Below are 13,692 nucleotides of genomic sequence, written 5' to 3'. Positions count from 1 at the left end.
AACCCGTTAAAGACTTTTGTTGTGTCTATAGATACAATATGTTATAAAGATAACTTTATTATTTTTTAGACAACAGGAGTCTACATGGACGGCTTTACGTATGGTGCCCTTGCCCTTATTCCACCTGCTTTGGCAATTATTCTTGCGGTAGTAACCCGCCAGGTGATTGTTTCGCTCGTGCTTGGAATCTGGGCCGGGGCTACGATCATTGCAGGGTGGAATCCTCTTCTTGGTTTGCTGGACACCTTCAGCACCTATCTGGTACATAATTCACTCGCCGACAGTTGGAACATCGGTATTATCGTCTTTTGTCTGGTAATCGGTGGCATGGTCGGCGTCATTAATAAATTAGGCGGAACCAAGGCGATTGCCGATGCGGTGGTTCTCAAGGCACGGTCGGGAAGGACTACGCAGCTATCGACGGCCTTGATGGGGATTATCATGTTTTTTGATGATTACGCAAACTCAATGATTGTCGGAAATACCATGCGCCCTATCACCGATCGTTATCGCATCAGCAGGGAAAAACTTTCATATATTGTCGATTCGACTGCTGCTCCGGTAAGCTCTATGGCCCCTGTCTCAACCTGGATTGCCATGGAATTGGGTTTGATTGCTGCGGGGCTAAAGAGTATCAATGTGGAAGCCAACAGCTTGATGGTCTTTTTTCAATCCGTTCCCTTTCGTTTTTATAGCATTTTCTCGATAGTTCTGGCCCTTACGCTGATCATTTCTCAGAAGGATTTCGGCCCCATGTATCAGGCGGAACTTCGGGCCCGAAAAACCGGAGCCGTTTACGAAGAAGGAACTACACCGATGATTGTTGAGGATAAGGATATTCTTCCCGATGCGGGCTGCGTCGGCTCGGTATGGGATGCCGCCATCCCCATTATTGTCTTTATTCTTGTCACGGTATTCGGCTTATACTATAACGGGCACGAAGCGGGGAAGGGGATCATCGATTCTTTCGGTAATGCCGATGCATCGGTGGTGCTCACCTGGGCGGCGTTTATCGGATCCATTACCGCCATCCTCATCGGTATCGTAAAAAGAAAGTTTTCCCTCAGCTCTGCGGTGGATTCATGGATGGGGGGCTTGCGTTCGATGCTGATTGCCGTCGTTATTCTTGCTTTTGCCTTTGCTCTGAAGAGTGTTATCGGTGAAATGCAGCTGGCCCAGTGGCTTGTCGCGGTGACCGGAGGAATTCTCTCCGGGAAGGTTGTACCGCTTCTTACCTTCATCGTTGCCATGGTGGTCGCCTTTGCAACGGGAACCAGCTGGGGAACCAATTCCATCCTCATGCCCCTTGTTATTCCCGTAGCAGCCGGTGTTTCCGGTGCCGACGGAACCTTAACGCCTACCATAATCGCAAGCATCGGTGCAGTACTTACCGGTGCCGTTTTTGGTGACCACTGCAGTCCGATCAGCGATACAACCATCCTTTCATCCATGGCAAGCGGTGCCGATCATATCAGCCACGTACGGACACAAATCCCTTATGCGGCAACAGCCGCCTCGATTTCCGCACTCTTCGGTTTTCTCCCTGTGGGTTTTGGCGTTCCTGTGTGGTTTCTCTTGCCCTTCGGAGCCGCCATACTCATCCTGATCGTCAGATTTCTGGGAAAAAAGATAGAACTCTGAGAGGCAGCCGGCTCCCCTTTCTATTCGGTCGAAACGGAAAGGGGATGAAGGGTGATTTCGAGGCTTTGGATCGATTCCAGCTCTTCGAACTCTTCCTTGATTTTTCTTGGTGAAACCCGCTTCGGGATGGTCACGATAGCCCTCATGTGAAATATCCTTGCACCGGTCATGGGGGCGCTGGCAGTATCGGTTTCCAGATCCTCTATGCTTATATCGTACTTTTTAAGGATCGATGTAACGGCATGGACGATACCCGGGGTGTCGAGAGAAACCGTCTCTAAACGGAAAGCAATCCGTTCTTCTCTGCTGTGAGGGGGCGTTGTCTTCTTCAAAAAGATGCTGATTTCCCGTTCTTTTCCGAAAGATGGGAGTGCATCAACCAATCCTGCGATGGCCTTGGGATCTTCGGAAGATACTAAAACCAGCGATGCGAATTCACCGCCGAGCACCGCCATCTTACTCTCTTCGATATTTCCGTTATGCGAAAGGATTTCCTTTGTAAGCTCGTCGGCAAAACCCACTCTGTCCGCCCCTATGGCTGTAATGACAAGATAGTGCTTTTCCTTTTGTTTCATCTCTATTGTTCCTCCGTTATTGCAAGATCAAGTATGCCGATTATTCGGCCAAGGTCTTCTTTTCTTTTAGCCTTTCCACGAAAAAAAGGAATATAATACATTACGTCACCGGGAAAGTGGTGTCAAACAGATTTATCAGCTTTAGTGGAGAGTGTTACAGTCCATTAATTAACAAACAAAGACACAATTTCCCCTTTCGACGTATCCACTAAGCCTTTATCTGTAATTTTTAGTGAAGGGCTGACAGGAAGCGTAACCGTGCAAAGGCTCATGATGGGATTCGGGTGTTCAAATCCATGCCTGAGCAAAGCTTCTCTTATTGCTTCGCTCCTTTTTGCTACCTCATGAGGAGGAGCTTCACTGAGAAGCCCTGCGACAGGGAGTGATAGTTCTGCTACAATTGCTCCCTTCGAAGCAAAGGCTATTCCCCCACTACCTTTTTGTAACCACGAAAAAAGAAACTCCATATCGTTTGGATTATCTCCAACAAGAAGAATGTTGTGATGATCGTGAGCATAGCTACTACAAAAAGCGCCTTCTCGAATAATTGTTCCACCGATAAGCCCTTGTGCACAAACTTGTGAACCGTAGCGATTGCAAACCGTAACTAAATTAAGGTCTCTCTTCTGCCAAGCTAACCTCCCTTTCTGAACCGGGATGGGTTGGTGATCTTCTTTCGTAAATGTGTTTATTTTATTCTTCACTATAATTCTGCAATATTGAATTTTCTTTTCAGAAGGAGCTTTTATTGAAAACAAATTTTCTTTACAAGAAAGTTTGTTTATGGAGGTATAAAAGGGCAATGAAAAGAATTTTTTCTCTTGCAAAGAGGTTTCTTTTTCGGATATTTCAAGATTCCCACCCTTTATAACCTGATTAATAGAAATGTCCGTTGAAGATTGCTGGTTTAACATGACAAAATCAGCAATCCTGCCAGGTGCGATAGCCCCTCGATCTCTAAATCCTATTCGTTCTGCCGGTGATCGGGTCGCAGCAAGAATGGCAGATTCGAAACGTAATCCTGCTTTTACAGCTTTTCGAATTAAGTGATCGATATGACCCTTTTTGAGTAACGTATCTGGCGACACATCGTCTGTAACCAAAGCAAAACGTCCATCCATATTTTGATTGTTGAGAATGGCCATATTTTCAGGGGTTATAGATTTTTCTTGAATTTCGATAAACATGCCTGCTTCTGCTCGAGCTTTTATCCCTGATGGCGTTTGTAAACAGTGGTCAGAATCGACACCGGCAAAGAGGACCTTTGCAAGATCAAATCCTTCAATTTGAGGAACATGTCCTTCAATGGCGCGAAATGGATAATTTTTGCGCATAAAGTTAGTAAAGTTTCTGGCTCTCCCTTCTTTCATCTGCACAAGATCTATGTAGTTCATTACCTCACCTAAGCAGACAATCTTGGGTTCTTCTTCCATTAGCGTTTTTAGTTCATGTAAATCAATGACACCGCCGGTTCCTTCTACATCCGAATTCGTTGAAGGGACACTGCTAGGAACCCCATAATAAATATCAATGGCAGCTCCTTCTCCGGCTTTAATCATTTCACGGACTCCTTCAATGCCAAATACGTTTGCCATCTCATGGGGTTCACTTACGACCGTGGTGGTTCCATGAGGAAGAACTGCCTCTGCAAAACGGCGAGGTGAAAGAAAACTGCTTTCTATATGCATATGGATATCGATAAAACCAGGAACAAGAAGATATTTCTGGCAGGAAAGAATTTTGTGGGCAGAAAGTTCCAGGCCGGAACTCTTTCCTACAAAGAGAATCCTTCCTTGATGGATGGCGACATCAGCCACCATCCACTCTTTCAGATACACATTGAAGACTTTTGCTTCTGTGAGCAATAGATCTACATTCATGTCTGCATACCTTTCCTATGTCGTCGCGACAATATAAAAGTAATAAATCATGAGTAAAGCAATAAGATAGAGACTCCAATGGACCTCTTTGAACTTCCCACTGATAAGTTTCAGGAAGGCATATACAATGATTGCTGCTGCAATACCGTTACCGGAATTGAAACTAAAAAGAGTCAAGACTATGCAAAGAAGAGCTGGAAAAAATTCATTAAAATCAGAATAGTCAATCTTGGCTGTAGATTTAAGCATAGAGGTTCCGATATACATAAGTGCTGGCGCTGTAGCGGCTGAAGGTATCATGAGAAATAAGGGAGAGAAAAAGAATGTGGCAAGGAACGCTCCTGCTGCCACAATCGCTGTTAATCCAGTACGGCCTCCTGCGCCAACTCCTGCAGAGCTTTCCATATATGTTGTCATAACAGGACAACTGAAAAGTGCTCCGAAACTTGTTGCGCAGCTATCTACATAAAAGCACTTCTCAATTCCTGGCAAATTCCCGTTTTTATCTAAATAGCCAGCTTCTGCACTCACTCCAAGAAGCGTTCCTAAGGTTGAAAAGAAATCAGGAATGAAAAATGCAAAGAAAAAAGGGAGATAACGAATGTTGATGGCTTTGAGAATATCCAGTTTAAAAGCCATAGGACGGATACTTCCCGGTATCGCTACAAATGAATGGGGTAGCTTGGTTATTCCCATGGGTATGCCAAGCAATGTCGTTAAGATGATTGCAAAAATCATGCCCCCTTTAACTTTTTTGCTTTCAAAAAGGATAATGAGAAAGAAACCTATAACTGCCAACCAGACCGTAGAAGATGTTAGGTCGCCAAAGTTGAGCACATTTTTGTTTGCATTGGCAACAACTATACCTGCCTGTCTGAACCCCAGATTGGCAATAAACAAGCCAATACCTGCGCCAATTGCTATTTTAACGCTTGAGGGGATGATTTTTACAACAAAATCACGAATTCCAAGAAAACTGATGAGGATAAATACTGCACCGCTTAAAAAAACTATCCCCGCTGCAATGGAGAGAGGAATTCCATCTTTAAGGAGTGTAAAGCTAAAAATGGCTACGCTACCGAGTCCTGGTCCAAGAACAAACGGACGATTCGTATAGAGCCCCATTACTATGGTTGTAATAGCTGTCATCAAGATAGTAACACTTAACGCTGCGTTTTTAGGAACTCCTCCCCCTGCAAGCATTCCAGGAACAACAGCAACAATGTAAACCATTGTTGCAAATGTTGTTAAACCGGCAATAATCTCCGTTTTAAGATTTGTATTGTTTTCAGTGAAACGGAAATAATGAGAGATTCCTTTTGGTCTTTCTTTACTTTCAGTTGCAATGCTCATAGGCATCCTCCTTATTCTGATGTTTTTATAAATAAAAGAAGGGGAACCTAAATGCTCTTCATTGACCATAGGAAGAACAGCCTTTATATTAATAGAACTGGTTAATATAAGGGGAATTCCCCGGCAGTGGCGGTCGGCCTGCAAACAGACCGCTACTGCTCCTTTTCTTTTATTAAGCTTTTAAAGGGTAAACAGAGTTTCGTATTATCAATTTCGATTCAAGATATATCCGTTCATGATTATCTCCTTTTATGAGTCGATGTAAAAGTTTTGCTGCTTCAGAACCTATTTTCTCCATTTGTAGTTCAACTGTCGTGAGGGTTGGAGAAAGGGCTGTAGAGAAATCGGAGTTATTCCTTCCCACTACTGAAATATCTTCAGGTATGGAAAGGCCTGTCTCTCTTAAAGCTTCATAAGCTCCAACCGCCATGTAATCGGACATACTACAAAGTGCCGTAAAATTCTGGGGTCCATGGTCAATTCTTGTTTTCACTGCTTGGTAAGCTTCAGTTTTACTATAATCTCCGTACAAAACATTTTCCTTTCGGTACGGAATATCGTACTTTTTGAGCAGAAGAACATAAGCAGATAGAATTTTCTTTGTGAAAATTCCTTCTTTTCTACCTAATAACAATAGTACTTGCCGATGTCCGCGTTCAAAAAGGTAGTTGATCCCACTTATGCTGGAGAGTTCCGGTACAATAATTTGAGCAATATCCCCAGGCATTTCAGGTATATTTACCGTCACAAATGGTTTTCCAGTATGCTGTAACGTTTTGATATTTTTCTCAATATCCTGCTGTGAACAGAACCGGCTGCCAAACAGGATATAACCATCACAACCGTATCCTTGATATATTTGAAACTTGACAACTTCGCTTGAGGTAGATCCGCTGCTTGGGAAAAAAAGCAGACTATAATGATCCACGGAAAGGGCATCTTGAATTCCCGCAATAATTACATTGTTAAAGCAGTTTGAGAAAATAGGGCGCAGCGTTGGCTTTATTATTCCAATTATGTGGCTTGAACCGCTAGCGAGACTGCGGGCAAAAAGATTGGGCCTGTATCCCAAGTCCTGCATAGCCTCATCGATATGTTCTTTTGTTTTTTTACCTACCCTGTGGGTTGAGGGGTCATTCAGATATAATGAAACAGTAGCACTCGATACCCCAACAGCGTTTGCGATATCCTTTAGGTTAGGACCCGTATCCATTATAATGCTACCCCATTAAGTTAAGCGCTTTACTTGGAGAGCATTATAAAACGCCCTTTATTGACTGTCAATAAAAATTCACCGGGAAAGTGGTGTCAAACAGATTTATCAGCTTTCCTAATAAGCAGTTCCAGCTGGCTGAGTGAAACGGCGGGTACGGATCCTTCTTCGAGCCACTGAGGAAAGATATAGCCCCAGGAAGCCAGGAGGCATGTGATGCGTTCGTCGTGAGGATAGAGTAGGTGATCGATTTGATCGTCTACGAAGTAGGCCCTTGTTGATTCGCCTTTCTCAAGTAATTCGGTGATGATATCGACCTTTGGGCGCTTGCCGGAACAGATAATGCGATCTGCCTGCCAGGTGATTCCGTGGTGATGGAGAATTTCCCGTATGAAATGTTCGGGTTTTGTAGAAAGAATAAAACCTGCGCCATGGCCGGCCAGGCTAAGCAGGGAAGGAATTCCATCGAAGAGCGGATTGAGGTTAAACCATCTGGACCTGTCATAGTCGAGCAGTTCTGCCCTGCATTCCTGAAAGAGCGTCAGGGATGCTTTGTGAAACGCCTTGTGACTCTCGGCAAATTGATCGAAATTCTTTTGACTGGTAAGCGCCTTTCCCTGTGAAAGGGCATGCTGGAGAAGCAAATAATCACCTCCGTCCCTGATGAAGGGGCGCAGGAGCCGAAAGGTCTTCTCGTGGTCCGTATCCGGCACGGTATTGTAGGCCTTGGCAGGGTCGCAGGCCCTGCCGTTAAGCTTTTCCCAGGCAAGACGTGATGTGAGATAACATTCGGGGAGTGAGTCGCAGATTACACCATCGAAATCAAGAAAAATCAATGAAGGTAACATGACCTTAGTAGATCCTTGGATGAGGAGAGGCCGGTTTGAAATTAATCTCGGGCCTTCCCGATGTTACCCTTGTGTTTGCGGGAACATCCTCCATGACCCATACATTTCCGCCGATGACCGAACCCGATCCTATTGTGACATCGCCGAGGATGGTCGCTTCTGCATAGATGGTGACATCATCTTCAATGGTCGGATGGCGCTTTTTCCCCCTGATGATATGCCCCTCATCGTCGACGGGAAAGTTTGCCGACCCAAGGGTTACCCCCTGATAGAGCCGCACATGATTTCCTATGATCGTGGTTTCTCCGATGACGACACCTGTGCCGTGGTCGATAAAGAAAGAATCACCGATTTCTGCTCCCGGATGTATATCGATTCCCGTTCTCGCATGGGCGATTTCCGCCATGATACGGGGGATGAGGGGCACTCCGTTTGTGTAGAGATGATGGGCTATACGATGGATGGAGATTGCCGTAATACCCGGATAGGAGATAACGATCTCTTCATAGCTTTTTGCCGCCGGGTCCCCCTCATAGGCCGCAAGAACATCGCTTCTGAGGGCTTTTCTGATCGAAACCAGATCGTCGAAGAGACGGCCGCAAGCCTCTTGTGCCTTACTCTCGCAGATGCAACGGGTACATGCACCTATTCTGCATTCATGGCGGAAGGCCCGAAGGACCTGATCATGCAGCTGTTTATAGGTGCTGCAAAGGAGATCTCCAATAACATAGCGGACATTCTGCTTCGTGACCGCTCTCCTGCCCGTGTAACCTGGAAAGAGAAGCTCCAGAAGGGCCCCTATTAATTCCTTGATGGTCTCGTTCACCGGCAGGTCGGTATCGTCGATGAAATTGGTACCGCTATCTTCCTTATAGCTTTCGAGTAACGCCTCGATCTGATCTTCCATTCTGCTCACTCTTCTAATCTCCACAGGGAGGCACTGCTTGTCAAGTCAAAATTGCTCGGTTAGTAGGGTCATTTTATACCGTAGTGTATCATTATTACTCTATTTTACCCCTCTTTTGGGTTGGTTTTGTGTCAGCTCGACCTCATGTTCTCTGTGAAGTCTTTGTGGTGATGGCAGATATCGATATGTAATATCTTGTAATATAAAGAATTACACAAGGTATCAATAGTTGGCACGGAATATGCTTAATTACTAATAGCAAACATATCCTTCAAAGATAGGAGGCAAAGATATGAACCTTGTAAGATGGAACAAAGCAAACGCACTGGATCCCGGGAGGGAGTTCGAACGGCTTCAGAATGAGATCAATAAGCTGTTTGATTTCACCTATCCAGACGCCGGTGGGCTTTTTGACCGGCACTTCAATCCCGCGGTGGATATCACCGAAACCAATGATGCATTCAAGGTCATGCTGGATTTACCGGGAGTTAGCCGAAAAGATGTCGATGTTTCCATTGCCGGAAATGTTTTGACGGTCAAGGGCGAGAAGAAAGAGGAAAAAAAGCGCGAAGGTGCGAAGCTCTACCGCAGTGAGAGCTGGAACGGCAGCTTCCAGAGGACCCTCTCGCTTCCCGATGGTGTCGATCCCGATAAGGTTAGCGCCGCCATGGCCGATGGGGTATTAACCATTACGTTGGCGAAGCGGGAAGAAGTAAAGCCGAAACAGATCAGCGTCAAGGTGCAGTAGAGAGGAGGTGTATCATGGACGATGCCAAACGTTATAGGAATCCTGTAACCGATATCTGCGAAGATGAAGGAAAGGTTGTGCTCCGGATTGAGATGCCCGGGGTCGGTAAAGAGGATATCGATGTTCAGATCGACGGAGACGAGCTTATCATCTACGGGAAGCGAAGTGACGTTAGCCCCGAAGGTGACTCCCTGGTCCGTGAACGGATTACCGTCGATTACCGAAAGATTTTCACCCTTGATGAGACCATAGACCGCGACAAGGTCGATGCCTTTATGGAGAATGGGGTATTACGGCTTGAGCTCGCCTTAAAAGAGGCTGTCAAGCCGCGAAAGATCCAAATCAGCTAGAAGGCATAGGCAAAAACAAAAAAAGGCGACGCCACACGGGTCGCCTTTTTGCTGCCTATTGATGTACGTGGCCGTGGTCAAGCTCTTCCTGAGTGGCTTCCCGTACCTGGTTGATTGTTACATCAAAATGAAGGGTCATACCAGCCAGCGGGTGATTTCCATCGAGGATGACCTTCTCGTCGCTTATCTTTGATACGGTCAGAATTTCAACGCCCCCGTCCTGCCGCTGTGCCTGGACCTGGATTCCCTCGGTAAGTTTATCTGTCTCTTCAAAACGATCTTTTGGAACTTCGATGATTCGTGCTTCATCGTAGGTCCCGTAGGCCTCTTCCGGCTGTACCGTTACCGTAAGCTTGTCGCCTTCATTCTTCCCTGCGAGTTCCTTTTCAAGTCCGGGAATGATCATCCCTGATCCGAAAATAAAGGCAAGAGGTTCCCTTCCCTCACTTGTATCAATAAGGGTCCCATCATCGCTTGTTAAACTGTAATCGATGCTGACCACACACTTCTCGCCAATTACCATACATATACCACCTTATCATTTGATTACATTTTCCACCGTATCAGAGCTCAGACAGAAATGAAAGGGGCACCATGGACAAAAAGGAAACCCGCCGGTAAAGTAACGATGCGACGGAGGTGTTTTTATGCAACGTATACGTAACCTTGTACGAGGTTTTTCAATACTGGTTTTTGCCGTTTCCCTTTGTACCACCTGTACGACGGTGCCGCGGGAGGATGCACTTTCTCCCCAGCTGGGCCTTGATCCTTCAGTGGTTTCCGGTACCCTTGAAAACGGCTTGACCTATTACATTCGGCCCAATAGTGAGCCGGAAAATCGTATTGTGCTCCGACTGGCTGTCGATGCCGGCTCTGTCTTTGAACGTGACGATCAGAAGGGGCTTGCCCACTTTGTCGAACACATGGCCTTCAACGGAACCAAAGACTTTCCCGGGCAAAAAATCGTCGACTTCTTGGAATCGGTGGGAATGAAGTTCGGGCCGGAAATCAACGCCAGCACCTCTTCCGACGAAACGGTTTTTACCTTGAGTGTGCCTGCCGATGACCTATCTGTGGTCAATCAGGGCATTCATGTTCTGCGGGAATGGGCGACGAACATAAGCTTTGATCCCGAAGAGGTGGAAAAAGAAAAAGGGGTCATCCTCGAAGAGTGGCGTCTCGGACGTGGCGCGGGAGGACGCCTTCGGGATCGTTATTTCCCCGTTCTTCTTCAAGGCAGCCTCTATGCCGATCGTCTGGCGATCGGAGATCCCGATATCGTCAGACATGCCAGTTCCGAGGCTCTTCGTGAGTTTTACCACACCTGGTACCAACCCGAGGCTATGGCCGTTGTTGTTGTGGGAGATATAGATCCGGCAAAGGCTCAGGAGATGATTCATACATGGTTTGATCCCGTTCCCGCTTCTCAGGATCCCCACCGTGGTGATGCGAAGCGCATTGCAATCTCACCTCCCGACAGCTCTCATGCCAGGGCAGTGGTGGCCCTCGACCCTGAGGCGCCAGGTACCAGAGTTTCTCTCTACTACCTGGCCCCTTCCAGGGCCTTAAGAACCGAAGATGATTACTGTCAATTAATCGGCCTCGATCTTTTTTCCATCATGCTCAATGATCGTTTGGAAGAGCGGACCCGGGAAAGTAATCCCCCCTTTATCTATGGCTACAGCGGTTTGATTCCGGTAAATCGAAAAAGCCGTGCATTTGTCCTGACAACTATAGTTGATGAAGGAAGCTCTGTCGGCGGCCTTGAGGCTCTTCTCTATGAGGCCGGTCGTGCCTCAAGCCTCGGTTTCTCAACCGGAGAATTGGAAAAAGCGAAGGAGAACCTGCTACGTTCCTACCAGAAGGCTTGGGATGAAAGGAATACTACCGATTCATCCAGATATGCCGACGAACTTGTCTCTCTCTTTCTCAACGGAGATGCGGCTCCGGGGATCAACAGGGAACTGGAATTGGTAAAGCGTTTGCTTCCGGAGATTAGCCGGGAAGAGGTACAGAGACTTCCTTCCAGGCTTTTCTCTCTGGATGCTCCGGTTGTCGTTCTTACCGGACCGGAAAAGGACGGACTTTCCTATCCAAGCGAAGATGATCTTTTGCACCTTGTCGCCGAGGCGAAAGAGACGAATTTTCAGGCGTATGTGCCTGCTGAAGATCCCGATTCACTTTTGAGCAACGAACCTGTCCCGGGAAGTATCCTTAAAAAAGAACCTCTTCATTCCGGTTCTTCGCTGCCTGTTTCCAAGATACGTCTTTCCAACGGCAGCCAGGTATGGCTCATGCGGACCGATTATAAAAGTGATCAGATTCTTTTCGGAGCGATAAGCCCCGGAGGAGCGAGTTTGGCGAATGATGAGAATTATGTTTCGGCGATACTCGCACCCTCACTGGTCTCACAAGGAGGAATCGGGGAGTATGACCTCTCGGCCCTTCGCAACTTTCTCGCCGGTAAGGCTCTTCAGCTGAACGCCTCTCTGGATGATCGTTTTTTCGCTCTTTCAGGGACTTGTGGGGTCAAGGAACTGGAACCACTTTTGCAGCTTGCCTATCTTTCCGTGGTCGATCCTCGCTACGATGATGCTGCGGCAAAAGCCTATGTGCAACGGCTTTCGGCTGCTTTGAAGAATCGAGAATCCGATCCCGAAACCCAGTTTAACGATCAGGTGCTTAAGATGCTGTACGACGACCATCCCCGTAGCCGTCCGCTTACCTCGAAAAGGGTTGAGGGGGAAGCCTCTGTTCAGGAGGCCTTTGACTTCTACGACTCGATCCACAAGGGAGGTGCGGGTACTGTCTGGATCCTTGTCGGTAATCTGCCCAAAGACGAAGAGCTGGAGCCGCTCATTGCCCGCTATCTTGCAGCACTTCCCGCAAGTACTCCTACCGCTCCCGTGGACCGGGGCATGCGATTTTCCGAAAAAAAGAGTATTGTTCGTTCCTTCGACGGGATTGGGCAGAAGGCACAGGTGAAGCTCTTTTTCAGCGGCGGCTTCGACGGCTCACGTCATACTGCGGTGGGAATGCGTCTTCTCAAGGAGCTCTATACCATTCTGCTGCGGGATGAGCTTCGGGAGAATGAGGGAGGCACCTACGGTGTATCCATCGGAACAAATTTTCGTTATGCACCGGAAGCCCAGTACCTCTTTTCCATTTCCTTCGGATGTGATCCTGAACGGAGCCAGAAGCTCAAGGAAAAGGCAGAGGAAATCCTTATGAAATATCGAACCACCCCCTTTCCTTCAGAGGCCCTTGATCGTGCCAAGCAGATTATAAAGGCCGGACTTGAAGAATCGAATAGGCAGAATGGCTATTGGTTTTCGGCCCTTGTACAAGAGGCTACAGGCGGTCTCGCGGCAGAACCTGTGAGTGAAACAGATCAGCTGGTGGATCGTTTTGACAACAAGAGCCTTGTGGATCTTGCCGGGACAATACTCCGACCGGAACACCGTATGGAGGCTGTGCTCCTTCCTAAGGATTTTTCTAAGAACTAGGAGGATTATACGATCCCCTGCTTCTTTTCGCTCATCCTGACCGACAGGACAGCGAGACCGGCGGAGAGATCTTCCCGCTGAACGGTCATACTCTCCGGGACATCGAGTTCGGCCGGAGAAAAATTCCAAATCCCGGTGATGCCTGCGTCCATGAGCGCGTGGGCACATTGGGAGGCCGATTCGGCGGGGACGGTAAGAATGCCGATGTGGACTTGCATTCGTTTTGCCAGTTCCGCCATCTTAGAGATGGGGAATACCTCTTTTCCGTGGATCCTTTTACCAACTTTTTCCGGATCTGTATCGAAAGCCGCCACAATTTGCAGCCCCCGTTCCGCAAAACCTCTGTAGCCCAAAAGCGCAGTGCCCAATGCTCCTGCGCCGATAAGAAAAGCATCGGTTGCCGAATCCCAACCTAGGAAACTTTTAATTGTTTCAATCAGTTCATCAGTTTTGTATCCGACCTTTGGCTTTCCGACGATTCCGGTAAAAGCCATATCCTTTCGTACCTGGATCGGTTTAAGCCCTAATTTATTCGCAATATCCGTTGCGGATACAAAAGAGATTTGTTCCGCCGCAAAATTTTCGAGAACATTTAGGTAGCGCGGGATACGACGAATGGTGGGAAGTGGGGCTGCAATCAGATGCTCGCGCATGATTTCTCCTCTTTATTA

Annotated in this window: 12 protein-coding genes; 4 read left to right on the top strand and 8 right to left on the bottom strand. The window is 47.2% G+C overall.

Annotation, left to right across the window (positions count from 1 at the left end; translation table 11 throughout):
• The first annotated feature begins 84 nt into the window (after positions 1-84).
• Entirely contained in the window at positions 85-1,641 is a 1,557-nt protein-coding gene (locus F459_RS0108825) for a Na+/H+ antiporter NhaC family protein (RefSeq protein ID WP_020612371.1), read from the top strand.
• 20 nt (positions 1,642-1,661) lie between these two features.
• Here the strand turns inward: F459_RS0108825 and F459_RS0108820 are convergent, their stop codons facing one another.
• From F459_RS0108820 to epsC, 6 genes are all read right to left on the bottom strand, one after another.
• On the bottom strand, positions 1,662-2,216 hold the full coding sequence (locus F459_RS0108820) for a glycine cleavage system protein R (RefSeq protein ID WP_020612370.1): 555 nt from the start codon (positions 2,214-2,216) through the stop codon (positions 1,662-1,664).
• A gap of 164 nt (positions 2,217-2,380) precedes the next feature.
• On the bottom strand, positions 2,381-4,096 hold the full coding sequence (locus F459_RS0108810; protein ID WP_020612368.1) for an adenine deaminase C-terminal domain-containing protein: 1,716 nt from the start codon (positions 4,094-4,096) through the stop codon (positions 2,381-2,383).
• 15 nt (positions 4,097-4,111) lie between these two features.
• A complete protein-coding gene (locus F459_RS0108805) occupies positions 4,112-5,449 on the bottom strand; it encodes an NCS2 family permease (RefSeq protein WP_020612367.1) in 1,338 nt (445 codons plus the stop codon).
• Positions 5,450-5,621: 172 nt separating this feature from the next.
• Positions 5,622-6,662 (bottom strand): LacI family DNA-binding transcriptional regulator, encoded by a 1,041-nt coding sequence (locus F459_RS0108800; RefSeq protein WP_020612366.1) that lies wholly within the window; start codon positions 6,660-6,662, stop codon positions 5,622-5,624.
• A 95-nt stretch (positions 6,663-6,757) separates the two neighbouring features.
• Positions 6,758-7,510 carry an HAD family hydrolase gene (locus F459_RS0108795; RefSeq protein ID WP_020612365.1) on the bottom strand — a complete coding sequence of 251 codons (753 nt, stop codon included), beginning with the start codon at positions 7,508-7,510 and terminating at the stop codon, positions 6,758-6,760.
• Positions 7,511-7,514: 4 nt separating this feature from the next.
• Positions 7,515-8,417, bottom strand: a complete 903-nt coding sequence (gene epsC, locus F459_RS22165) for a serine O-acetyltransferase EpsC (protein ID WP_020612364.1) — start codon at positions 8,415-8,417, stop codon at positions 7,515-7,517.
• 292 nt (positions 8,418-8,709) lie between these two features.
• Here epsC and F459_RS0108785 point away from each other — a divergent pair, with 292 nt between their 5' ends.
• Together F459_RS0108785 and F459_RS0108780 are read left to right on the top strand one after the other, a co-directional pair.
• On the top strand, positions 8,710-9,165 hold the full coding sequence (locus F459_RS0108785; RefSeq protein ID WP_020612363.1) for an Hsp20/alpha crystallin family protein: 456 nt from the start codon (positions 8,710-8,712) through the stop codon (positions 9,163-9,165).
• A 14-nt stretch (positions 9,166-9,179) separates the two neighbouring features.
• Positions 9,180-9,515, top strand: coding sequence for an Hsp20/alpha crystallin family protein (locus tag F459_RS0108780; RefSeq protein WP_020612362.1), 336 nt, complete (start codon positions 9,180-9,182; stop codon positions 9,513-9,515).
• Between the two features lie 55 nt (positions 9,516-9,570).
• Here F459_RS0108780 and F459_RS0108775 read toward each other — a convergent pair whose 3' ends face one another.
• On the bottom strand, positions 9,571-10,038 hold the full coding sequence (locus F459_RS0108775; RefSeq protein ID WP_020612361.1) for an FKBP-type peptidyl-prolyl cis-trans isomerase: 468 nt from the start codon (positions 10,036-10,038) through the stop codon (positions 9,571-9,573).
• Between the two features lie 124 nt (positions 10,039-10,162).
• On the opposite strand from F459_RS0108775, the gene F459_RS0108770 reads away from it, so the two are divergent.
• Entirely contained in the window at positions 10,163-13,021 is a 2,859-nt protein-coding gene (locus F459_RS0108770; protein ID WP_020612360.1) for a M16 family metallopeptidase, read from the top strand.
• A gap of 5 nt (positions 13,022-13,026) precedes the next feature.
• On the opposite strand, the gene F459_RS0108765 is transcribed toward F459_RS0108770, so the two are convergent.
• A complete protein-coding gene (locus tag F459_RS0108765) occupies positions 13,027-13,674 on the bottom strand; it encodes a redox-sensing transcriptional repressor Rex (protein ID WP_020612359.1) in 648 nt (215 codons plus the stop codon).
• Positions 13,675-13,692: the final 18 nt, after the last annotated feature.

This window comes from Sediminispirochaeta bajacaliforniensis DSM 16054 (assembly GCF_000378205.1).
In the GTDB taxonomy this organism is placed as follows: Bacteria; Spirochaetota; Spirochaetia; order DSM-16054; family Sediminispirochaetaceae; genus Sediminispirochaeta; species Sediminispirochaeta bajacaliforniensis.
This window is presented reverse-complemented; position numbering and strand designations above follow the sequence as displayed.